24 protein-coding genes are annotated in these 24,159 nt (G+C 41.8%); 10 read left to right on the forward strand and 14 right to left on the reverse strand.

Annotation, left to right across the window (positions count from 1 at the left end; translation table 11 throughout):
* Positions 1–146 precede the first annotated feature (146 nt).
* The 8 genes from ACNQO6_RS03015 to ACNQO6_RS03050 form a co-directional block, all read right to left on the reverse strand.
* Entirely contained in the window at positions 147–602 is a 456-nt protein-coding gene (locus tag ACNQO6_RS03015; protein ID WP_004770972.1) for a bacteriohemerythrin, read from the reverse strand.
* A gap of 284 nt (positions 603–886) precedes the next feature.
* Entirely contained in the window at positions 887–1,735 is an 849-nt protein-coding gene (locus ACNQO6_RS03020; protein ID WP_343579628.1) for a class II glutamine amidotransferase, read from the reverse strand.
* Positions 1,736–1,834: 99 nt separating this feature from the next.
* Positions 1,835–2,611, reverse strand: coding sequence for a GNAT family N-acetyltransferase (locus tag ACNQO6_RS03025; RefSeq protein WP_005229071.1), 777 nt, complete (start codon positions 2,609–2,611; stop codon positions 1,835–1,837).
* 126 nt (positions 2,612–2,737) lie between these two features.
* Positions 2,738–3,637 (reverse strand): acetylglutamate kinase, encoded by a 900-nt coding sequence (gene argB / locus ACNQO6_RS03030; RefSeq protein ID WP_262765272.1) that lies wholly within the window; start codon positions 3,635–3,637, stop codon positions 2,738–2,740.
* A gap of 13 nt (positions 3,638–3,650) precedes the next feature.
* Positions 3,651–5,072 (reverse strand): phosphomannomutase/phosphoglucomutase, encoded by a 1,422-nt coding sequence (locus ACNQO6_RS03035; RefSeq protein ID WP_440208045.1) that lies wholly within the window; start codon positions 5,070–5,072, stop codon positions 3,651–3,653.
* Positions 5,073–5,265: 193 nt separating this feature from the next.
* Entirely contained in the window at positions 5,266–5,718 is a 453-nt protein-coding gene (gene dut, locus ACNQO6_RS03040; RefSeq protein WP_005229068.1) for a dUTP diphosphatase, read from the reverse strand.
* A 23-nt stretch (positions 5,719–5,741) separates the two neighbouring features.
* Positions 5,742–7,781 (reverse strand): DNA helicase Rep, encoded by a 2,040-nt coding sequence (gene rep, locus ACNQO6_RS03045; protein ID WP_005229067.1) that lies wholly within the window; start codon positions 7,779–7,781, stop codon positions 5,742–5,744.
* 197 nt (positions 7,782–7,978) lie between these two features.
* Positions 7,979–8,632: an OmpA family protein gene (locus tag ACNQO6_RS03050; protein ID WP_004655170.1), complete on the reverse strand. Its 654-nt coding sequence runs from the start codon at positions 8,630–8,632 to the stop codon at positions 7,979–7,981.
* Positions 8,633–9,011: 379 nt separating this feature from the next.
* On the opposite strand from ACNQO6_RS03050, the gene ACNQO6_RS03055 reads away from it, so the two are divergent.
* The 7 genes from ACNQO6_RS03055 to ACNQO6_RS03085 all read left to right on the forward strand — a co-directional run bounded on the left by ACNQO6_RS03055 (position 9,012) and on the right by ACNQO6_RS03085 (position 14,113).
* Complete coding sequence (locus ACNQO6_RS03055) at positions 9,012–9,929, forward strand: acyltransferase (protein ID WP_343579631.1); 918 nt, start codon at positions 9,012–9,014, stop codon at positions 9,927–9,929.
* Positions 9,930–9,953: 24 nt separating this feature from the next.
* Positions 9,954–11,012 carry a preprotein translocase subunit SecA gene (locus tag ACNQO6_RS03060; RefSeq protein WP_440208046.1) on the forward strand — a complete coding sequence of 353 codons (1,059 nt, stop codon included), beginning with the start codon at positions 9,954–9,956 and terminating at the stop codon, positions 11,010–11,012.
* A gap of 116 nt (positions 11,013–11,128) precedes the next feature.
* Positions 11,129–11,848, forward strand: coding sequence for a septum site-determining protein MinC (minC, locus tag ACNQO6_RS03065; protein WP_123774949.1), 720 nt, complete (start codon positions 11,129–11,131; stop codon positions 11,846–11,848).
* Between the two features lie 65 nt (positions 11,849–11,913).
* The gene (gene minD / locus ACNQO6_RS03070) at positions 11,914–12,726 is read left to right on the forward strand and encodes a septum site-determining protein MinD (protein WP_009516152.1); all 813 of its coding nucleotides are present in this window, start codon (positions 11,914–11,916) and stop codon (positions 12,724–12,726) included.
* 2 nt (positions 12,727–12,728) lie between these two features.
* Positions 12,729–13,001 (forward strand): cell division topological specificity factor MinE, encoded by a 273-nt coding sequence (gene minE / locus ACNQO6_RS03075; RefSeq protein WP_004655180.1) that lies wholly within the window; start codon positions 12,729–12,731, stop codon positions 12,999–13,001.
* A 125-nt stretch (positions 13,002–13,126) separates the two neighbouring features.
* Positions 13,127–13,414 carry a PA4642 family protein gene (locus tag ACNQO6_RS03080; protein ID WP_005229057.1) on the forward strand — a complete coding sequence of 96 codons (288 nt, stop codon included), beginning with the start codon at positions 13,127–13,129 and terminating at the stop codon, positions 13,412–13,414.
* A 162-nt stretch (positions 13,415–13,576) separates the two neighbouring features.
* Positions 13,577–14,113 carry a hypothetical protein gene (locus ACNQO6_RS03085; protein ID WP_440208047.1) on the forward strand — a complete coding sequence of 179 codons (537 nt, stop codon included), beginning with the start codon at positions 13,577–13,579 and terminating at the stop codon, positions 14,111–14,113.
* A 69-nt stretch (positions 14,114–14,182) separates the two neighbouring features.
* Here the strand turns inward: ACNQO6_RS03085 and rhtC are convergent, their stop codons facing one another.
* Entirely contained in the window at positions 14,183–14,800 is a 618-nt protein-coding gene (rhtC, locus tag ACNQO6_RS03090; RefSeq protein ID WP_440208048.1) for a threonine export protein RhtC, read from the reverse strand.
* Between the two features lie 128 nt (positions 14,801–14,928).
* Positions 14,929–18,012: a DNA translocase FtsK gene (locus tag ACNQO6_RS03095; protein ID WP_440208049.1), complete on the reverse strand. Its 3,084-nt coding sequence runs from the start codon at positions 18,010–18,012 to the stop codon at positions 14,929–14,931.
* Positions 18,013–18,264: 252 nt separating this feature from the next.
* Here ACNQO6_RS03095 and trxB point away from each other — a divergent pair, with 252 nt between their 5' ends.
* From trxB to ACNQO6_RS03110, 3 genes are all read left to right on the forward strand, one after another.
* Positions 18,265–19,215: a thioredoxin-disulfide reductase gene (trxB, locus tag ACNQO6_RS03100; RefSeq protein ID WP_440208050.1), complete on the forward strand. Its 951-nt coding sequence runs from the start codon at positions 18,265–18,267 to the stop codon at positions 19,213–19,215.
* A 198-nt stretch (positions 19,216–19,413) separates the two neighbouring features.
* Positions 19,414–20,145 (forward strand): leucyl/phenylalanyl-tRNA--protein transferase, encoded by a 732-nt coding sequence (gene aat, locus ACNQO6_RS03105; RefSeq protein ID WP_440208074.1) that lies wholly within the window; start codon positions 19,414–19,416, stop codon positions 20,143–20,145.
* A gap of 28 nt (positions 20,146–20,173) precedes the next feature.
* Positions 20,174–20,989: an arginyltransferase gene (locus ACNQO6_RS03110; protein ID WP_343581454.1), complete on the forward strand. Its 816-nt coding sequence runs from the start codon at positions 20,174–20,176 to the stop codon at positions 20,987–20,989.
* Here the strand turns inward: ACNQO6_RS03110 and rimI are convergent.
* The 4 genes from rimI to ACNQO6_RS03130 form a co-directional block, all read right to left on the reverse strand.
* Positions 20,975–21,424, reverse strand: coding sequence for a ribosomal protein S18-alanine N-acetyltransferase (gene rimI, locus ACNQO6_RS03115; protein WP_440208051.1), 450 nt, complete (start codon positions 21,422–21,424; stop codon positions 20,975–20,977). The genes ACNQO6_RS03110 and rimI overlap by 15 nt on opposite strands.
* 104 nt (positions 21,425–21,528) lie before the next feature.
* A complete protein-coding gene (locus ACNQO6_RS03120; RefSeq protein ID WP_440208052.1) occupies positions 21,529–22,413 on the reverse strand; it encodes a metal-dependent hydrolase in 885 nt (294 codons plus the stop codon).
* A gap of 216 nt (positions 22,414–22,629) precedes the next feature.
* The gene (locus ACNQO6_RS03125) at positions 22,630–23,511 is read right to left on the reverse strand and encodes a metal-dependent hydrolase (RefSeq protein ID WP_440208053.1); all 882 of its coding nucleotides are present in this window, start codon (positions 23,509–23,511) and stop codon (positions 22,630–22,632) included.
* 199 nt (positions 23,512–23,710) lie between these two features.
* Positions 23,711–24,159: EF-Tu/IF-2/RF-3 family GTPase (locus ACNQO6_RS03130; protein ID WP_440208054.1), on the reverse strand; the 449-nt coding region annotated here is incomplete at its 5' end.

The raw sequence follows: 24,159 nt of genomic DNA on the forward strand, positions 1-24,159 counted from the left end.
AAAGATATCGAAAGAAAAAAGCAAATCACCCCATAAGGTGATTTGCTGCGCACCAGTTATTATTTTATTCATTCGACCCCCTGTATATCACTCATACCAACCTTATTATTTTTTATAACAAGGGATCTTTTTTTATTATCTTATTATTATGAGAAGAATCGAGAAAACCAGTTTTTCCCTTTTTTCTTTTCATTTTCTTTAATAATACCAATCATATTTTCTTTGACAGCACCAACATAATCAGCATCATCATGACGAATATGATTAATCAACCACTTTGATAGTGCTTCATGTAGCTCACTATCAATTTCCTGCCCCAATTCAAAACGTTGACGATAAGTCTCTATCTTTTTGATAAATAAGTCATGAACTCGCTTATGCGGTACACGATACTTATAATTTGCTTCTTCCTGCAAACTTTCTTCAAAGGTAAAATGAGACTGGGTATAATCAATAATATTATCCAGAATCCCCTTTAACTTTGCACGGTCATCGTCTTCTTTTAATTCATCAATTTCATTAATATAATCTAGAATACGACGATGTTGATCATCGATCACCTCGATTCCTGTATTATATTCGACAGACCATTTCATACCCATATCGAACCCCAAACCATATTTGATTTATTGAATACAAATATAATATCGATAAAGTATTTAAATAAAAACGCAGCATTTTTGTCAGGTTTACACTTTTCATCTATAAAATATAATAAGCTCTTGTTTTATATTTAATTTAATATTTTTGCCGATCAAAACACTCAAGTATTTTTTAACCACCAAGAAAAACTATCTATCTAATTTTATTGATATAACCAGAAAAATAAGCAGTATTTCTGAATCAAAAAACCGTTAAAACATAACTTCCGGTTATATCATTGTTATTAATATTGGTCTGCTCTGGTTACTCTTTTTAATGCCGGATTTTCTGCCTCACGAATTAAACGCTCGACTCGGGTTAAAGCATGTAAAATCGGTTTACCGCATTGAAATAAAATCATTTCCCCAGGCTGGTACGCAGTCCATGCTTCGTTATGCGTTAAAGGTTCTGTGGTAATCACTGCCACACGATCTTCGGGCGTCGTAACCTGACTAAAATCAACTTCAACATCGAGATCAATTAAATGTGCATGCTGAAAGGGATATTCACGTACCAGCCAGTGCAATTTGGTGGTGGCATAGCTATATAGCGCCTTACCGTTCGACAAGCAGAAATTAAAAGTTCCATGCTCGGCAATTTGTGGAGAAATACGCTCCAATAATGAAAAAATTTCTTCTAGACTTGGCTCGGTGTAGCCAAATGCTTCAACCATCTGATCCAGCAAATAACAAAATGCCAGTTCACTATCGGTATTACCAACAGGCTCAAAACGACCGCTTAATTCAGGTTTAAAGTCATGCAAATCGCCATTATGGGCAAAAATCCAGTGTCGGCCCCACAACTCTCGCAAGAAAGGATGTGAGTTCTCCAGATTGATTTTGCCTTGTGTCGCTTTACGGATATGCGCAATCACATTGCGGGACTTGATCGGATAGTTACGAATCAGATCGGCAATCGGAGATTCGACTGCGGACTGATTATCAACAAACAGGCGGCAGGCTTTATCTTCAAAGAATGCGATACCAAAACCATCACAATGATCAGACGTGACCCCTGCTCGTTGGGAAAACCCACGAAACGAAAAGGTAATATCTGTCGGGGTAGCACAATTCATTCCTAATAGCTGGCACATATCTTTTAACTATCTAACATCTATGCCTATTGTGCATGAGGTTGAGATCGCTTGTAAATCTGAATATGTGCTCACTATTAGATTAAGAATGATAAAGCACTAGCGTTGCACCATTTTGTTCATGACAAAAGACATGGCAATCTTGTTCACTTCCAGAAACACAAAATAATCCAGACACTTAAAGTCTTCATCATAAAATGCCTGTTTTGAAAGTTTCGACTGCATGCCCAAATAAGTCTGGAATAGTTTTGGCATGCGCTCATCCTGCGGAAAACTATAGTCCGGGCGTTCTGGTTCAAAAATACGCTTTGAACGAATATCAATACTTTGATGCTCACCCAGTTGCTGAATCTGGCGATGGGTATAATAGGCACGGGCCAGATTATCGTCTAAATGGATACTGACACAGCCCATTAAATATTTGGCACGCATTGACCATAATACTTTAGGCACCAGGTTCAACCATAGCATGGAGAGTGCTTTACCAGAACGAAATTGAGGGTGAACACAGGTTCGGCCAATTTCTAAAACACTCGGTAAATGTGATAAATGCGGAACAATTTCGAATTCTTGCGCGCTGTAGCTCTGCCCGATTTCATGGCCTTGAAATAATTTCAAGCGGGTATAGGCAACAATTTCACCTGTCCATTTCTCTCGTAAAACAGCATGTTCGCAGCCAAAATCATACAGGTCCTGATCTAAACCGTCTTCAAAAGACATGCCAAACTGATGGCTAAATTGCGTGGCTCTAAAACGTTGTACATCTTGTAATTCTTTTAAATTATCCACCCATTCAAAACGGAACTGGTTTTGAGCTGGTTTGTGGCGTAAAGGTAAAGTCAATGTCTGACGATATTGATTTAATTTTTCTAGCATAATGAAAGCTCCTTATGACTAGCTTTACCTTAAAGCGCGTAAATGACATTGAGATGACTAAAACATGAACAACACATGACGAAAAAAAAGAGGCCCTATTCAGGCCTCAGTTTTTAATCGGCAGAATTAATGCTTCACCCGATTGGTAATTAAAGTCCCGACCCCATGATCGGTAAAGATTTCTAACAAACTTGCATGCGGTACACGCCCATCAACGATATGCGCACTCACCACACCACCTTTAACTGCATCTAGCGCACAACCGACTTTTGGAATCATGCCACCGTAAATCACACCTGTTTCAATCAAACGGTCAACTTCTTGCGTAGTTAAACCCGTCAACAGGTTCTTATTTTCATCCAGTACACCAGTGATATTGGTTAATAAGATCAGTTTTTCTGCACCTAACGCTTCTGCAACTTTTCCAGCCACAAGGTCTGCATTGATATTATAAGTATTGCCTTCTTCATCGACACCAAGCGGTGCAATGACAGGAATAAAATCACTTTGGGTAAACATTTCAAGGACGTCGGTTTTTACACCTGTGACTTCGCCAACCATGCCCAAATCAATTTGTGAAATGGAACCATCTGCTTCCTGTTTTTCCATCAACAATTTGCGTGCACGCAGCAAATTACCATCTTTACCGGTTAAACCAATGGCACGACCACCATGTTTGTTAATCAGATTCACAATCGATTTATTGACACTACCGCCCAATACCATCTCAACCACTTCCATGGTCGCTTCATCGGTTACGCGCATGCCATCAATTCGGTCAGATTCCTGCCCTAGACGTTTTAATAATGAATCTACTTGTGGACCGCCACCATGGACAACGATCGGATTTAAACCGACCGTTTTTAATAACACGATATCACGGGCAAATGAGCTTTCCAGTTCAGGATCAGTCATCGCATTACCACCATATTTTACAACCAACGTTTTTCCTGCAAATCGTTGGATATACGGCAAAGCTTCAATCAAAATTTTTGCTTTATCAATGCCGATATGCTCATGTGGCATGCGTCTCTCCTTATTAAGCCTGTGCGAGTTCTTGTGCAATCTGTGGATAATGATCTTGTAACATGGAAACAAACTTCTGGCGAATGTCGATTAACCGGTCCGGATTGTCTGCATCGAAGCGGACGGTAAAATATTCACCCGTATTTGATGCTCGAATAATGCCAAAACCATCGTCAAAATCAAGTCTTACCCCATCTATTTTACTTAAACGTGCGCCTAAACGGTGACTTAAAATCTCTATTTCATTTAAAACCTGTTGCGGGTTGGCATCATGGGTACTGATATAGGTATCTTCTGTACAGTAACGTTCAGGATAAATACTCAGTAATTCAGACAAGCTTTTTGCAGTTGATTGGGTCAGATATTCCATCACTCGCAGAGCCGCATAGAGACCGTCATCATAGCCATAACCACGTCCGTCATTAAAGACATAATGACCTGCATATTCTCCGCCAAAAATGGCTTCGCCTTTGGATTGAGATAAATAGGCCCGTAAAAAGCTACTTCCTGTCCGGATCATTTTGGCATGGCCTGCCAGTTGCTGAATCGTATCCGCCACCATACGCGAGCATTTCACATCAAATACAATTTCTTTTTGCGGATGCTGCTGTAAACAGATTTGTGCAAATAGGGATAACAAACGGTCAGGGCTAATAATATTCGCCTGCTCATCCAGCAATACAACCCGATCCCCATCACCATCCAGAGCAATACCCAGTTCTGCCTGTTCTGAAAGGATCATGGCCTGTAACTGCTTTAAATGCTCGGCATGGGAAGGATCGGGGGCATGATCAGGGAAATGTCCATTGGCTTCGCAACGTAATGCGATCACCTCACAGCCTAACTTTTCCAGCACTTGTTTTGCACAACGGCCTGCCGAGCCATGTAAACCATCCAAAGCCACTTTTAAGGGACGTACCAGATGAATATCATCAATTAAGGACTGTTGGTAATGCAAACAATATTGAGAAACGATCTGATGCGGTCGGATATCGGCAGTGAAATTTTCTTTTGAGGCGGGCTGGGAAATCTGGGCAAGTTGTCCAACGGATTGAATCATCTCTGGACTCGGAGGCTCCCCTTTCATAATCCATTTAATGCCATTATCGGACTTTGGATTATGACTGGCGGTGACCATAATGCCATTACCCCCAAAATCACGGGCAATATAATACATCATCGGCGATGAGCAGCAACCGATATTGGTGACTTGCACCCCTTGTTGCTGAAGAACGTGCTGAATAATTTCAGCATAATGAGGACTACTTAATCGCGCATCATAGCCTACCACGACCTGATTCTGTCCAGCATTTTTATAGTGTAAAGCTAGGGCATGCGCAATTGAACAAATAATATTTGGTGTGAGATTTGAAAGTTTTCCGCGAATATCATAGGCACGGAAAATATTCAAAGGAAATGTTTGTTGTATATTCACAGCAAGCCCCTATTTTTATAATCATTCTGATTATGCAAAAATGGCGAAATTATTAAGTAATTAACTAACCCTTGTTCAGAAAAATTAAAATAATTAATCAGTTGCTTTGTAATATACTTTAAACAAACAATCAATATGAAAAATGCAACGTTTCCCAGTAAAACATTGCATTTTAAGTGATATTTACCGGAAATTATTGCTGTCCAGTATGCCCGAAACCGCCAGCACCACGCTCGGTTGCTACAAATTCACTGACTTGTTCAAACTCGGCTTGTACCACAGGTACCAGAACATATTGTGCCAAACGCTCACCTGGCTCTAAACGGAAGGTGTTTTGACCACGGTTCCAGACCGAGACCATCAATTCGCCTTGATAATCCGAATCAATCAAACCGACCAGGTTACCTAAAACGATCCCGTGTTTATGACCTAGACCTGAACGCGGCAAAATCAAACCTGCAAAGTTTGGATCTTCGATATAAATTGCCAAACCGGTTTTCACTAGAACCGTTTCACCTGGTGCAATATCAATCGCTGCATCTAAACATGCACGTAAATCTAAACCTGCCGAACCTGTGGTTGCATAAGAAGGCAAAGCCCACTCTTGACCTAAACGCGCATCTAATACTTTAACTTGGACTTTCATTACAACTTCCTACTTACAAACTCTTATCGTTTCAACAGTGCTTTTAAATTGGCAAGATACTGCTGTGCCTGCTCTTTTGGATCAACATTCGGCGCCAGTTTCTTTTTACGACCATGCCATTCCAGATCATCTTGCGGCATTTCGTCCAGAAAACGACTTGGGGTCATTTGACGCATTTGCCCGCCATTCTTACGCTGTTCTGCCAGTGTCAAAGTCAGACCTTGACGCGCACGGGTAATGCCCACATACATCAAACGGCGTTCTTCTTCGATAGTTTCCGATGCAATCGAGTTCTTATGCGGTAACAGTTCTTCTTCCAGACCAATCATATACACATAAGGGAACTCCAGACCTTTTGCCGCATGCAATGTCAACAAGTTCACTTTATCGGTGTCTTCTTCTTCCTGTTGCTGCTCAAGCATATCCAGCAATACCAGTTTACGAATTACACTTTCAATATTTTTCTCATCGACATCATCAGTTCGATTCAATAGATTTTGAATACTGCTATACAAACTTTCGATACTGTCGAGCTTGGTTTTTTCCTGAGCAGGCGTTGCGGCCTGTTCACGGATATAATCGATATAGCCCGCTTCATTGATCATTTGACGAACCTTTGGCATCGGCTCATCATCATCAAGTAACTCACGGGTAAATGTCGCGATAAAATCTGCAAACTCATGCAATTGGGTGGCCGCTTTCTTCGGCAACACCATGCTTAGGCGCTGATCAGACGATGCCGTAAGCAAAGACAGGGTATTCTCCTGTGCAAATAAACCGAGTTTTTCCAAAGTCACCGGGCCAATGGCACGTTTTGGCGTATTAATAATACGCAAGAATGCACTGTCATCTTCAGGGTTAATGATAAGACGCAAATAGCTCATCACATCCTTAATCTCGGCACGCGCGAAGAAGGACTGACCACCCGACAATTTATAAGGAATCTGCATCTGACGCAGTTGGGTTTCGATCACGCGAGCCTGGAAGTTACCACGATACAAGATCGCATAATCTTTCCAGTTTTTACCGTTCATCAACTTATGCGTGATCAGGTCTTTCACCACGCGCTCTGCTTCATCATCGTCATTTAAGCAGGTAATCACGCGAATACTTTCACCATGCCCCTTATCACTCCACAATTTCTTGTCGAAAATATGCGGGTTATTCTCAATCACGGCATTGGCCGCTTTTAAAATACGGCTGGTCGAGCGATAGTTCTGTTCAAGCTTAATCACTTTGAGATTATGGAAGTCTTCTTTCAATAACGCCATATTTTCAGGCTTGGCACCACGCCATGCATAAATCGACTGGTCATCATCCCCTACGGCGGTGAACTGCCCCATCACCCCCACCAATAGCTTGACCAAAGTATACTGCGCAGTGTTGGTATCCTGATATTCATCAACCAGCAAATAGCGAACACGGTTTTGCCACTTATCCCGTACTTCCGCATTTTCCTGAAGCAAACGTGTCGGCATGACGATCAGGTCATCAAAGTCTACCGCGTTATAGGCACGCAAGTTACGCTCATAGAGCTGATAAAGATGGGCAAACTGGACGTCTTCAACCGTTTCACAAGTTGAATGGGCTTGTTCTGGAACGATCAGGTCGTTTTTCCAGTCCGAAATTTTCTTCATTGCCTTGGCAAGCAGTTCTTTACTTTCTGCCCCTGACAAGTTGTCACGCTGCATCAAATCCATCAGGATTCGCTTACAGTCGTCCGCATCTAAGATAGAAAAGTTGTTTTTAAGCGGTAAATGTTTTAGTTCAAGACGGAGCAAATTCAAACCAAAGGTATGGAAGGTCGAAACCGAAAGCCCTTTTGCTTCTTCACGTGACAGTAATTTACCGACACGCTCCTTCATTTCACGTGCAGCCTTATTGGTAAAGGTCATTGCCGTAATACGATAAGCCGGAATGCCACATTGCTGTACCAGGAAAGCCACTTTTCGGGTAATCACCGATGTTTTACCCGAACCTGCACCTGCGAGTACCAACAAAGGCCCCTGAACATATTTCATGGCTTCAAGTTGCTTGTCATTAAGTTGACTGGCAGATGACATTGGTTATTCCTCTCTCGTTTCCGAGCCTGATTTTTCGAGCACAATTATAGACATCTATGTTTTAGAATCCCAATAGTAAATCTAGGGATATGTATAAATTATGATGCCTTGTACAAATGCTACGCCACGGCTTGTCGCCTGACTGAATAGGCAATAAAAAAACCACCCGAAGGTGGTTTTTTAGAAATCAGTAAAAATTACTGTTTTGCATAAATGCTGATTTCTACACGACGGTTTTGCTCTTTACCAGCAGCAGTCGCGTTTGAAGCGATCGGGTTAGAAGAACCATAACCTTGTGCATCGATACGGCTAGAAGATACGCCTTGACCAGCTAAGTAGTTTTTAACTGATTGCGCACGTGCTTGAGATAATGGGATGTTGATTGAATCGTTACCCGTATTATCTGTATAACCCGTTACAAGGATCGCACTCTTGTTATCTTCACCTAAAGTTTGCGCTACTTTGTTTAAAGTACCGTAGAAGTTAGGTTTGATGTTTGATTTGTTGGTATCAAAGGTAATGCTGCCAGGCATGATTAACTGAACAGAACCATCTGGGTTACGGCCAACTTCTACGCCAGTACCCGCCATTTGCTCACGTAATTTTTTCTCTTTATTGTCGAGATATAAACCACCAGCAGCACCAAGCACAGCACCGATTGCTGCAGCACGGTTGTTTTGTTTACTTGTATTTGCGTTACCTTTAGATACGCCATAACCTGCTGCTGCACCAATTAATGCACCTAAAGCAGATTTGTCATATTCTACGCCACCGATGTTATTACCTGTAGTTTGGCAACCAGAAAGTACCAATCCAGCCCCTACGAGTGTTGAAATTACTAATGCACGCATTGCGTAGCTCCTGTCTATGTATTTTGTTGTCTGGACAAATAATGAATGAGAAAACAGTCCTAGACCATTGATATTTTGTTAATAATAAACACTTTATTTGTATTTTTGTAATATTTTGATGCATTTTGCTTGAATAAAGCATCACAATTTCTTCATGTTTATGGTTTTCACACAATAAATATTTTATGTGACACTCATCACAAACAAAACAATCCGCTTCCGCCCGTCCTGAAATCACATTTAATCGGAAAAAGTAGGGTTAACCCGCCTAAATATATAAAAATTGTCAACATCTCAAAATATACAGTTGTATTTCAACATCTGTTGTTTATAGTTGGAACATCTCTTTTTTCAAACCTCTGCACTCAAGGCTCGATTTATGTCTAACGCCAATAAAAAAGCGTCCTTATTGCAAAAAGTCAGTAAAGGATTAACCGTTAGTTCAGTCATTACAGGAAGTACATTTTTTCATGGCCCTCCTGTACTGGCATTAGGTTTAACCAAATTATTTAAAAAATCATCAAAAGTAGACGAAACCAATATTCAGATTACCAATAGCTGGTTAGGGGTAAATAACTGGTTAATTGACAATGTATTGCCAGATTTACACTGGGATATCAGTATTGATAAAAGCCTCGACCTGAATCTGCAAGGTCGATATATGATGATCTGTAACCATCAAAGCTGGGTCGATACCACAGTCAATCAGTATTTTGGCCTAACCCGTATGCCGCTCACCCGCTTCTTTACCAAATGGGAACTCATTTTTATTCCATTTGTCGGGCAGGCATTCAAAATCCTCGGCTTCCCAATGATGAAACGTCATACCAAAGAACAAATCGCGAAGAATCCAGAACTCAAATCGCGTGATATGCTGGAAGCACGTAAAGCCTGTGAACAATTACTCAGTCAGCCTTTTACCTTACTGAATTATTTAGAAGGTACCCGCTTTACGCCTGAAAAACATGCTGCACAGCAATCTCCTTATCAAAACCTGCTTAAACCTAAAGCCGGTGGTCTGGCTTTAGCACTGAATATTCTCGGTGATAAAATTGATGCTTTGGTCGACATGACCATTGTTTATCCAGACGGTGCGCCAGGTTACGGCGAATTCTGGCTGGGTGATGTGTCTCGTATTGCAGTGGATTTACGTAAAATAGATATTCCAGACTGGGTACTTGGTGGTAATTATGAAGATGATCCCGTTTACCGTGAACGCTTCCAGAAATGGGTAGATCAAATCTGGTCTGAGAAAGACCAGTTGATTAGCCAAATGAAAGCCAAATACCAGCAATAGTTTCACAAGGAATTGTAGTAAGACATGACCCAGCCGGACTCAGGAAAAAACTCTAAATATAACTATGTCAATCCGAACAGCAAGTTCTTCAAGCTGTTTCTGGTCTATGACATTTTTATGGTCTTTATTATTGTTTTTAACCTGTTCTGCTTAGGCATGAACTTTTTCCTGATGAGCAATATCGGGAGCTGGTTTTTTAATACCATCCAGCTTCCGACGGTGCTGGAGTTTTACCGGACTCACCTACACCCGTGGGTGATTACCACAGAAGCCTGGTTTATTATCTTTTTAATTGTAGAACTGGTCATTCGCTGGTTTCTGTCGATTGTGCAAAAACATCATGCACGCTGGTGGTTCTTTCCTTTTGTGCACTGGTATGAAATTCTAGCAATCATTCCGTATTTCCGTTTTTTACGTTTGTTCCGTGCAGGCGTGATTGCTTACCGTTTATATGAACTCGGCTATAAAGTAGTACCTGACGGCATCCGCATCAAAGCGGTGTTTTATTATCGCGTGGTCATGGAAGAATTATCAGATCGTGTCGTGATTACCGTCATTGACGGAATCCGTCATGAATTGCAAACCAGTTCGCATCATAAAAAAATTATTCATGATCTGGTTGATCATCATCGACAACTGTTTACGGTGACCTTGGCCTCGATGCTACAGGAGTCACTTGCTGTAGCATTACAACAACAGCAACCGCTCATTACCCAAAAAGTCGGCGTTATTGTCAATCAAGCGATTGAAGATACGCCCGAACTGACGCAACTGTTACGCTTAATCCCGATTGTTGGGGGAAGAATCGAACAACAGATTCAAAGTATTGGTCAACGTTTGGGTGAGAATATCAGTGCGGGTTTGATCGAGCCGTTTACCGCGGGATCAGCTCAGCGGCCGAATGAAAATTATCAATACATTGCCGAGCAAGTCAGCCAGTTGAATATTGACAATCAATATCTGGAAGAACTGGTCGAATCGGTGGTATTTGAAAGCCTTGAAGCGATCAGAAAACAAGTAAAAGTGAAGCAATGGCAGCAAACTTTGCAAGAATCTGATCAATTGGATAAAAAAGCAGAATGATTACAAGAAAAATTACCAATCGAGCTAGAGAATTCGTGTAATTTGTTCTAGCATTTGCTTTTATTTACAACTGCTTTAACACAATAGAGCGCTTAAAAAGCCCTGAAGGATAAATTATGGCTGATATACGGATTACGGGCAGAATGGTGAATTTTAGTCGACTCACGTTCGACACAAATGACCATAATGCAATCCGACAGCAACTTACCAGCACCCTGAATGAAGGTTCCTATATCGGTACACTGGTCATTATTGACAGTACTGTTGAACAAGAACTGATTGCCTTAATTCAGCTCTTGATCGATCTGGGCCTGCAACCGATGGCTGTGATTGATGGCATTCTGGGCGATGAAGCCCGTGCCATTCAATTTCCTGTTTTGCCAGTAGATCAGCCATTGCAACGTATCAAGGCATCTAAAGAACAGGTGGTTGATCCAGCTCCGGCAAAAGCAGCGGATAATTCAGCAATACAAACACCACAAAAAAACACATCGAATGCCTATATCACCTCGTATCATGATGAAATTTTGCGTACAGGCCAATGTTTGGTGCAAGATCAGGGTGATATCATTTTAAATGCAGGCATGAATAGTGGTTCGGAAGTCATTGCATCTGGAAATATTCACATTTATGGCAATGCTCGTGGTAGAGTCATTGCAGGTGCAGGTGGACAAGCTGCAGCACGTATTTTCTGCCATTCGTTAGAAGCCGAACTCATCTCGATTGCAGGGACCTATTGTGTTGCAGATGATATTCCAAAAGATATGATCAAAAAGCCTGTACATATTTATTTAAATAACAAGCAAGAACTTGAATTTGAGGCCTTGCAGTTTTAATTTATCTCATTAAACACCAAAAAAGCCCTTTTAGGGGCGTATGACCATAAATAGGAGTGGATTCGGTGGCCAAAATTGTTGTCGTAACGTCAGGCAAAGGTGGTGTAGGTAAAACTACAACAAGTGCATCTTTTGCAACAGGTTTAGCCCTACGTGGTCATAAAACTGTTGTGATCGATTTCGATGTGGGTTTACGTAATCTTGATTTGATCATGGGCTGCGAACGCCGTGTAGTTTATGACTTTGTCAATGTCATCAATAATGAAGCTCGCTTACAACAAGCACTCATCCGTGATAAAGATATTGAAAACTTATATATTCTCCCTGCGTCACAAACCCGCGATAAAGATGCGTTGAGTGATGAAGGTGTTGCACGTGTGATCGACGAACTTTCTCAAGAATTCGACTACATCATTTGTGACTCACCTGCGGGGATCGAGCGTGGTGCAATCTTAGCCATGTACCATGCAGATGAAGCAATCATTGTGACGAATCCTGAAATCTCATCAGTACGTGACTCTGACCGTATTATTGGTATGCTTGATAGCAAAACCAAAAAAGTTGAACAAAACGAAGGTCGTATCCGTAAGCATTTATGTATCACCCGTTTCAATCCGGAACGTGCCGATAAACAGGAAATGTTAACGATCGACGATATTTCTAAAGATATTTTACGTGTGCCGACTTTAGGGGTAATTCCTGAGTGCCCAAGCGTACTTCAAGCATCAAACGAAGGTAAGCCTGTGATTCTGTATTCAGATGAAAAAGCTGGACAAGCCTATGATGACTTAGTGGCTCGCTTCCTTGGCGAAGACCGTCCTTATCGACACATTGCAGTACAGCCAAAAGGTTGGTTAGCTAGACTATTTGGAGCGTAATTATGGCAGGATTCTGGAGTAAACTTTTTAGCAGTGATGAAAAACCATCAAGTGCACAAACTGCCAAAGATCGTTTAAAAGTTATTGTTGCATCTGAACAAGGCTTGGGCCGTCGCTTAGGCCAGGACAAAATCGACCAAATGAAAAAAGAAATCATGCAGGTCGTGAGTCGTTATGTTCGTGGGGTGGATGAACAGCATATTCAAATGCAGGTTCGTTCAGAAGCAAACATTGAAATGCTAGAAATGAATATCAATTTACCTGAAGATCGTTAGAAGTTTTTTCATTAGCGATTTTTCTTAAATAAAGGCAAAATACGTCGCAGAATTTGAAAAGTATGACTTTTCTCATCCTGCCTCATATTTTGCCTTTATTATTTTATAAGACTGAGGAGATTGTCATGGCATTATCACAGCCAGCAACTTTCAATGAAGAATGGTCAGATGAGCGTGTGTTTGCCTACCTTAACCAGCTTCCTCCAGCTGGCGTAAATGCCGACTTCCATGTGCTCTACCATGCCTTCAAACATATGCGCCCAAATGACTATGAGCGTTTGATTACCAAGTTTTTGGCAGATGGCCGTGACTTGAATGCAACCAATCCTGAAGGCCAACGCATTCATGATGTGATTGCACAATTTCCTCGCCAGAAAGCGGGTTTTCTGGAAGTTTTAGCGAAGTTTGCTTAATCAACGCTACAATAAAGGCCACATAATTTATCAATATCAATAAATTGAAGCGTAAATTATGTGGTTTTTAATTAAAATAATGATATTTCTTAAATTCTCTGATAAATAGATTGCCAATAATACATTTTTTATATTTTTACCTTTTCTACTTTAACCAAGACAATGACCGATCAAAATACTACCGTAATTGAAAATACGCCTGTAAATCATCACTTAGCTGATTTAACCATCATTAGCCTAAAGAAATTTATCTTTTTATCAATTATTTCTTTAGGGTTATACGAGCTATGGTGGATCTTTAAGGCATGGCGTTTTCTGGCACTGAAAGATCATTTAGATATCATGCCGGCTGCCCGAGCTATTTTTTCCATTTTCTTCTTATATTCCCTGTTTAAGAGAATCAGGGAATATGCAAAAGGAAAAGATTATGCTCAGGATTTTTCTGCAGGCTGGATGTATATCGGCTATATCCTTTTCGCCTTAGTATTCGCCAACTTACCAGATCCTTACTGGTTAATTTCATCAGTCAGTTTTATTTTCCTTATTCCCGCTTTTGTGGCCCTTAATCATACCAAAAAACAGGATGATCAACTCAATGCGGTGATACAGGAAAAATTTAATATTGCTCAAATTTTTGTCATTATTATTGGAGCTATCTTTTGGATACTCTTATTGATAGGTTTTTTTCTTGAAGTATAAGGGTTAAAAAGACCATAAGATTAGCGTATATCAGAAAGCCTGCATGATGCAGGCTTTCTTCTCTCTGTATTAGCGGTTGCCAATCAGATAAACACCGAGTAAGGTAAATATCCCGCCTGAAACACCATCAATCCATTTTGCACAGTTTTGGTAGGCATTGCGGAACGTCGGTAGAGAAAATACAAAAGCGACCAGGACAAACCATAAAATCGTTTCAATCGAAACGATAATAAAAAGTAAAGAATGATGTTGATCAAATAAGGGATTTGCCAAAAACAGTGAGAAGACACTGCCGAAATAGATAATAGCCTTGGGATTGGAAAGGTTGGTCAACAATCCTTTCATAAAAAATAAATAAGGTGACTGAGGCAAGCTCATTGGATTTATGTCTGGATTATTTTTAGAGAAGGCTGAGCGAAGCATTTGAAAACCAAGCCAGCACAAATATAGTCCGCCAGCGATCAACAGCCCCTGTTTAAGCCACGCCATTTTTTCAAAGATGATATTGAGTCCCATCAAGGCAAGCAGTGACCACAGCATTGCTCCTAAGCAAATGCCCAGCACCACCAGCAAGGCTTCTTTACGAGAGCGGCTAATCGCCGTTTGTGAAACCAGAAAAAAGTCTGGTCCAGGCGTAATCAATGCGCAGAAATGAATAAAAATGAGTGTAGTTAATGCAACGAACACGACTCACCTCAAGATTGGAATTCTAAAGGGCAAGCTTAAATAAAAAACGTGATTTTTACCATATAAAAATTTGAAAGCCTAAAACAAAAAAGCCTCAATAAAGAGGCTTTTTTTAGGGGATATTTGGGTTAGACCAGAATATCTCGCTTACCATTGGCACCCATCGAGCTAACGATGCCATTTTCTTCCATCTGGTCAATGATCCGTGCTGCACGGTTATATCCCAGACTAAATTTACGCTGTAATGATGAAGTCGATGCTTTTCGAGTTTCTAGAACAAAAGAGACACATTGATCATATAACGCATCTCGGCTCGGATCTCCATCCCCATCTTCAAAACCACGCGATGTAGGCTCTTCATCAAATGGCGTAAGAATCTCATCCACATAATCCGGTTCACCACGTTCGCGCCACGCATCACAGATACGGTTCACCTCATCATCACTAATGAAAGCACCATGAACACGCTCAGGCTCGATTTTACCAGGGCCAAGGAACAGCATATCACCATGACCGAGCAAGTCTTCTGCCCCACCCGCATCCAGAATGGTCCGTGAGTCAATTTTACTGTTGACACGTAAGGCCACACGGGTTGGAATATTCGCCTTGATCAGACCGGTAATCACATCCACCGAAGGACGTTGTGTAGCAAGTAACAGGTGAATCCCTGCGGCACGCGATTTCTGTGCTAGGCGGGTAATCATTTCTTCAGCCTTTTTACCGACCTGCATAATCATGTCGGCAAACTCATCGGCAACGATCACAATGGAAGGTAATGGTGTTAAACGCGGTGCACGCTCACCCACAACTGAATCACTGGCTTTCCACGTTGGATCAATCAGGTCTTCACCATTGGCAATGGCTTCTTCGACCTTACGGTTATAGTCGCTGAGCTTACGGATTTTCAGGAATGACATCAGTTTATAACGGCGTTCCATCTCATTGACACACCAGTTTAATGCGCTAACCGCATCTTTCATGTCGGTGACAACAGGTGTGAGTAGATGAGGAATATCATTATAGTTGGCCAATTCAAGCTGTTTTGGATCGATTAGAATCAAACGTAACTGGTCTGGTGTATATTTCAGTAACATCGATAAGATCATCGAGTTGACTGCAACCGACTTACCCGAACCTGTGGTCCCCGCAACCAGCATATGCGGCGCTTTACCAAGGTCAGTAATGACAGGATTGCCCGAAATGTCTTTACCCATCGCCATAGAGAGCAAACCCGCAGGGTCTTCAAAAGCTGGTGTTTTCAACAGCTCAATCAATCGTACCATTTCACGGCTACTATTCGGTACTTCAATTCCGATATACGGTTTTCCTGCAATCACTTCAACCACACGTACCGATGCCATCGACATTGAACGTGCCAGATCGCGTGAGATATTAGTCACTTTAGAGGCTTTTACACCCGGTGCAAGATCGAGTTCAAAACGTGTTACTACGGGTCCCGGCTGAGCTTCGACCACCTGAGCCTTGACATTAAACTCTTGTAATTTGATCTCTAAAAGTTCAGAAAGACGTGCTAATTGCTCAGCGGTAAAATTGACCTTTTTGTTTGGATCAACTTCATCCAGCAATTCCAGCCCCGGTAAAGTCGGTAGATCACGGCGTTTTTGCGCCACTTGCATGGCACGCGACATTGGACGACCAAATGCATCGGTTAAAGGTGCATCCAGATCAAAATCTTCTTCGATATCAAAGTCTGGCTCGGGTTCAGCTTTACCGGCCGTTTCTTGCCATGCTTCAATAAAGGCTTCTTTAGACAAAGCTTCTTTCGGTGCAGTTGAAACTTCAATCGGTGCTTTGACGAAAGCAGATGATTGCGCATAACTTGTAGCACGCGGCGCGGTTTGTTCGCGCTCTTGCTCAATCAGGAGATCATTAAATTCATCAATCTCTTCCGCCACCGAATGAAGTTTGTCTTCTTGTACGATATTTTGCACAGCAGCAGGTTGGGCTTGAGTCGCATTTCCCTGATTAGACTCACTAATAAGCGCTTCAATATCTGCTTCAAATGCATTTTCCTGCTCAACCGGTGTATGCGGCATGGCCGGAACATGTTGAGTGAGTGAAGAATGCGAATCTGTGGCAGTTTTACTGTTTGGTACTGCTGCCAATAGCTCATCAAAGATTTGATCATCATTCCAGTCCAGATTGCTGGAATTGGCTTTTTGCATGACAGCTTCAGCATGTACTGCTGGTTCAGCCTGCGTTGCCATGTGAGCGGACTCATCTGCAGCACGGAGTAATGCATCAATTTCCTGCTTATGGCTTGCATCATCACGCTGTAATGCACGCCATACCTCACCTGTTTTCACTAAACGCTGGCTTTCAGTTTCAAACTGATGGGCACGTTGCAAGGTTTGTTCAAAGTCGTCATCTGGCATCGCCGCTGGTTGTGGTTCAGCGCTTTGTTGCTGTTCTTTCGCCACGACATCGGCAAATAATTTTTCTGCCATGAGTTGATGGTGTGAATCATCAATTTTAATCAGCTTTGCCTGAACCTGAGGGGTCTTGGTCTCGTTTTTATCATCCAGACCCTCTGCCACGGCTGGTGTCTTGCCGGTCACAGCCGGGGTTTCAGCAGGTGTCAGTTGTTCGGTTAAATCATATGCAGATTCGTTTTGTGGCACATTCTTATAGAACAGGTCTTGCAAATAGGCTGGCGTATTCTTCAAGGTTACCCAAGTTTTATTCCACTGAATCCCAAAAGCCAAAGTCAGTAACAAGATACTGAAAGCGAGTAAAAATAAGGTCGCGCCATAAATCGTCAGTAATTGAGAGAGACTTCCCCCTAGCTCATAACCGATGATGCCGCCCGCTGCATTATCCAGCGTATCGGCTGGCATATTCCAGTGCAGATACAACAAGCTGGAAATCGAAAGAATCAGGAAGAACTGGGCTGCATAACGAAATGGGCGGTTCAGAAAGCTCCTCGGCCACCAGACCTGAATCGCTTCTATAAACAGGAACAAGGGAATAAGCAAACTTGCCCACCCCAGAAAACCAAAGAGTAAATCTGCGATCCAAGCACCGGCCACACCGCTTGCGTTCGAAACCTGTTGGGTATCGCTGGAAATATGCATCCACCCCGGATCAAACGGTGTATAGGTTACTGTGGCAAGAAATAAATAAATGCCAAAGGAAATCAAAAATAATGTCATTAAAAAGCGTTGTGCATAAACACTTGACACCGCAGTCATATACAGTCCTGTAACCCAATTCGTTATTTGTTGGTATCTTTTAAGGCCTAAATTACCTTAATCAATAAGTTTTATATTATGCACTCGTTCTTACAAAAAAGATGCACGATTGTTTACTGTTGTTGTTAACATTCTGCACGGATATAGCCCAATTCGATTGAGTTAATCAATATTATCAGGCTCGAATTATCCCACTCCCCTCTCGATTCACGTATAATTTTAGCAGTTTCAATATAAAAAGGATGTTCTTTAATGAGCGCTCGTCACTCACGGTTAATTATTTTGGGTTCTGGTCCTGCAGGTTATAGCGCAGCAGTCTATGCAGCGCGTGCCAACCTCAAACCAACACTGATTGCTGGTTTACAACTCGGTGGTCAATTGACGACTACGACTGAAGTTGATAACTGGCCTGGTGACCCGGAAGGATTAACAGGTCCTGTACTAATGGAACGTATGCAAGCCCATGCGGAACGTTTTGGTACAGAAATTGTCTATGATCACATCAATGAAGTTGATCTTAAGACTCGTCCATTCGTGCTGAAAGGTGATATGGAAGAATACACATGTGATGCGCTGATTATTGCAACAGGTGCAACCGCACAATATTTAGGCCTTGAATCTGAAGCAGCCTTTATGGGTCAAGGTGTAAGCGCATGTGCCACCTGTGATGGTTTCTTCTATAAGAACCAGAATGTCATGGTTGTTGGTGGCGGTAACACAGCCGTTGAAGAAGCACTTTATCTTTCGAATATTGCAGCACATGTCACACTTGTTCACCGTCGTGATAGCTTACGTTCAGAAAAGATCTTGCAAGATCACCTGTTTGCCAAAGAAAAAGAAGGCAAAATCAGCATTATCTGGAATCATCAGGTCGATGAAGTCTTGGGCGACAATACCGGTGTAACTGCTGTTCGCATTAAATCAACTCAAGATGAAAGCACTCAGGACATTCAGGTTCAAGGTCTGTTTGTTGCAATCGGCCATAAACCAAATACCAGTATGTTTGATGGTCAACTGAACTTACGCGATGGCTATATCCAAGTACACAGTGGTACAGCGGGCAATGCCACTGCGGCTTCTATTGAAGGTGTTTTCGCTGCGGGTGATGTCGCAGATAGCGTTTATCGTCAAGCGATTACTTCAGCGGGTTCAGGTTGTATGGCGGCACTTGATGCAGAGAAATATCTCGATAATTTAAGCTAATCAGGCCAGAATTTTAAAAACCACCAGTCATTGGTGGTTTTTTTATGACACCATGCAGAATCAGTCTCAAATTTTCTCAGAACTCTGCCACGGGCATACACCTTCGTCTCCATCATGACTCAAGCTGATTCTACTCAAGGATTGCCATTCCTGCCCAGTTCAGTTAGTTTAGAATCATTCCTATTTACTTTGTTTGCTATGCAACCACTTCCCCCTTCTCAATATATTTTTCCAGATCCTATAGAAGCCGATCCTGAAGGCCAAGGCTTTATCTGTATTGGTGCTGATCTTCATCCTGCTACCTTATTTGAAGCCTATACCCACGGATTATTTCCGTGGTTTAACGAAGATGAACCGATTTGCTGGTGGAGCCCTGAGCCTCGTTGCATTATTGAGCCTCATGCCTATAAACCGAGTAAATCATTACTTCGGAATATGAAAAAACACGATTATCGAATCACCGTGAATCATGCTTTTGAAGAGGTCATTCGTTCCTGCTCCTTACCCCGCAGTTATGCCAATGAAACCTGGATCAGTGAAGATATTATTCAGGGCTATTGTGACTTATTTAAGGCAGGTTATGCCTATAGTGTTGAAGTCTGGCAACAGCAGACGTTGGTCGGTGGTTTATATGGGGTCTGTATCGGTAAAGGCTGTTTTGGTGAATCCATGTTTAGCACTGAAACCGATGTGTCGAAAATGGCATTCTATACCCTGATGCTGATCGGACGGGAAAACCAGCTGCCGTGGATTGATTGCCAGCTGGTCAATGACCATCTTTTAAGCCTTGGTGCGAGTACACTTTCTCGCCAAGCCTATCTTAAATCGTTACAAGATGTAATTATTGCCCCCTCTATCAATTGGAAAAGTTATCAAGAACGTGTATTTTCAAGTAAAACAATAGCAGTTTTTAATACATTAGACGGTTAACGGATTAACACCTTGGAGGGACAGATTAATGAAATCATATCAACCCAAGTCCCTTTTAAATGACTTACAGTACTACATTACACCACCGCACGATTGTAGTTATCTCGATAATAAATCTGCCCGGATGGTATTTCTGGACCCGATTCACCGCATTGATGTGGTGACATTGTCAGAACTTTCTCGCGTGGGTTTTCGTCGTAGTGGTGATTTTGTCTATCGTCCTGAATGTCACTTATGTCGCCAATGCTTATCCTGCCGCGTTCCCGTACAAGAATTCAGCATGAATAGCAGCCAGAAGAAGGCATGGAAACGTAATCAAGATTTACAGATGAGTATCTTGTCGACCTCACAGGCCACGCAGCAACATTACGACTTATACGAACGCTATATCAATGAACGCCACTCAGATGGCGATATGTACCCAGCCAGTCTGGACCAGTTTGAAAAATTTCTGGTGCATAGCTGTACCGAAAGCTTCTTTATAGAACTATGGAAAGACCAGAAATTAATTGCAGTCTCAACTTGCGACCTGATGGACGATGGACTATCCGCAGTTTATACCTTCTTTGATCCAGATGAACAACGCCGCTCGTTGGGTGTATTCGCAATCCTGAAACAGATTGAATATGTACGCAGCTTGAATCTGGATTATTTATATCTGGGTTATTGGGTCCCGCATTCAGACAAAATGAACTATAAATCACAATATACGCCACTCGAATTATTACTGGATGGGCAATGGCGCAGACTCAATCGCCCCCTCTCAGACAATGAAATCCATCAACTTGGAAATTCATTGATGAGTACATTACCTTCCGAGTGGAACAATTTAATTATTAAATAAGGCGGCAAAATCATCTGTGCATGTCTTGACCATAATCACGGCATGCTCTCTGGAACCATCAGGATTCGGATAATAGTTTTTGCGCAAATCAATTTGATGAAAACCTGTTTTTTCATATAAACGGATCGCGGCTGTGTTGCTCTCACGCACTTCTAAAAAAATCTGGATCGGATTATTCTTCAATTGCTGAATCGAATCCTCCAGCAAAGCATATCCTCGCCCCTTGCCTTGCTGACTCGGATGGATCGCCATCAACAATAAATTCGCCTCATCGAGAACAGGCTGTAAAATACAAAAACCGACGACCTGACTGGCCTGTTCATATACGGTACATTGATACGAAGCTAAGGACTCCTGAAACTGTTGCTTGCTCCATGGATGTGTCTGTACCAGGCGTTCAATAGCTGCCACACTTTCCAGATCATCCTCTCGCATCAATCGAATCACAATCTACCACTCTATAAGATACTGATGCAGATTATCGACAATTTCAGCTGAAAATTGAATAACAAAATGGGCAGTTTTACTGCCCATTGAAATTAATTCAGATTAAAGCCCAATTCAGCCCGCCATTTATTGAGCAATTCGGTCGTATCGTCATCATTGGGATGGAATTTCGGTCGTAAGAAAGACAACAAGGTCGGAATCTGGCGCGTCATAAAGCCTTTATAACCATACATGAACTTCAACATGTACTTGGTATCACGCCAAGTCAGTTTGCCATCCACCTGTAGTAGTTTTGCAGTGAAATAAGATTGAGTAATAAAGATCAGGCCCATGGCAATCACTAAGGCCAACGAGCGCATAAAATAAGCTTTGGCACCCTGACCATACATCGACTCATACACATCAAAAGCGACGGCTTTATGTTCATTTTCTTCTACCGCATGCCACATCCATAAATGGTACATGGTCTCATTCATAAACATGGCCTGAATATCAGGATTACTCAATAATTCTTCAGCAATGGTCGAGGTAAAGTGTTCTAGGGCACAGGTACCGGTCAAACTGATCATTTCTTTGGTAAAGCCAAAAGGCTTCAGTAGTCTGGACGTCACTCCAATAGTTCGATTAATCAAACGACCTGTCTGCTCCTCCATTTTCCGAACATTGTATCCATAAGCCTGTGCTGATGCATTGAAGGCCAAATGCTCTTTTGAATGCATCGCTTCCTGGCCGATAAAAGCACTGATTTCTTTCTGCAACCTCGGATCTGCCAGTTTAGGATCATTACGGACTGCACGTGTGCTATTGACAAAGAATTGCTCACCTTCTGGAAAGAGTGCTGAAAGCGCAGTCATAAAATGGGTTAAGGCAGCATCTCCATTGGCCCAGTAACGTGGTACTTCACCAAATTCAAAATCCATGCGGCGTACAGGGAAACTGGCACCCGCCCGGTTTGAAATATTGACTTTAGCATTCATACCCTTTTCTCCTATCCATGAATATTCTTGATAAATAATGCTTGATAGTTCTTTTATACGCCTTTTTCAGTACATCGAATAAGTGCAGATAAGGTCAGAAAAGCATCATCTTAGGACATGTCAACTTGAAAAAAATGATGTATGAAATGAATGAATAAAAAACAAAAAGGGCAATTTTGATTGCCCTTTTAAACCGATTGATTCAAAGATAAAAAATTAGAAACCGAGTTTCGCTTTCCAGTCTTTTAGCAGCTGTACCGTGTCCAGATCATTAGGATGGAATCCTGGTTTAAAGTAAGCCAGCATTTCCCCTGCCATACCTGTAATAATGCCTTTTGAAGGGCTATAGCCATATTTGTAAATCATCGCCAACTCTTTAAAGTTCAGCTTCTTGTCCTGTTGCAGTAGACGTAAAGTAAAATAGGACTGAAGAATAAAAATCAAGGCCATGGCAAATACCAGCGCCGAGGTACGCAAGCTATAAGCTTTTAATCCCTTGCCAAATACCGCCTCATAGACATCATAAGCAACCGCTTTATGTTCATTTTCTTCTACTGCATGCCAGAACCACATATAAGACATGGTGTCATCGGTCATTAAGTCCTGAATATGCGGGTTACGTAATAATTCAGAAGCAATGGTCGCCGTAAAATGTTCTAAAGCCGTTGTTGCGGTGAGGTTGACCATTTCGCGGGTCATACCAAAAGGTTTAACCACTTTAGAAAAGTTATTTAAGGCAAATTGAATATAACGGCCAGTAATTTGCTCTAAAGTTTTTACATCATGCCCATATTTCTGTGCAGAGGCATTAAAGTTAACATGCTCTTGTGTGTGCATGGCTTCCTGACCAATAAAGGCACTGATTTCTTTTTGTAGCTCTTCGTTGTCTTTAATCGCCGGGTAATAACGAACCGCACGCACAGCATCAATAAATAATTTTTCACCATCTGGGAACAGTGCAGATAAACCTGTCATAAAATGCGTTAAACCTGCCGAACCGTTCATCCAGTATTCCGGGACTTGATCAAAATCAAAGTTCATACGACGGACTGGGAAGCTTGCACCCGCACGATTTGAAATATTTACTTTAGCATTCATGCTGCCAACTCCTTTTCAGTGAAACCTTCCACTGAGCACTTTTGTCTGTTTCTTGCGTTTTATATTACGTTGTTATGCAAATCAATTAAGTGCAGTTTGGGACAGCAAGCTATCAGTTAAGGACACTCTTACAAAAAGATTGTCTAACAATAAACAAAAAAAACACCCCAAAGGGGTGTTTTTTTATCACTCTAGGCGATTATGCAGTTACTTTAGCAACAACACCAGCACCTACAGTACGACCACCTTCACGGATCGCAAAACGTAGACCTGGGTCCATTGCGATCGGGTGGATTAACTCTACTGACATTTCTACGTTGTCACCAGGCATTACCATTTCTACGCCATCTTGTAATTTGATCGCGCCAGTTACGTCAGTTGTACGGAAGTAGAACTGTGGACGGTAACCGTTAAGGAATGGAGTGTGACGACCACCTTCTTCTTTAGAAAGTACGTATACTTCTGCATCGAATTTAGTGTGCGGCTTGATTGTACCTGGTTTAGCAAGTACTTGACCACGTTGTACGTCTTCACGCTTAGTACCACGAAGCAAGATACCACAGTTCTCACCTGCACGGCCTTCGTCAAGAAGCTTACGGAACATTTCTACGCCAGTTACAGTTGTTTTAACTGTATCTTTAATACCAA

The organism is Acinetobacter calcoaceticus (assembly GCF_051947995.1).
Classification (GTDB): Bacteria; Pseudomonadota; Gammaproteobacteria; order Pseudomonadales; family Moraxellaceae; genus Acinetobacter.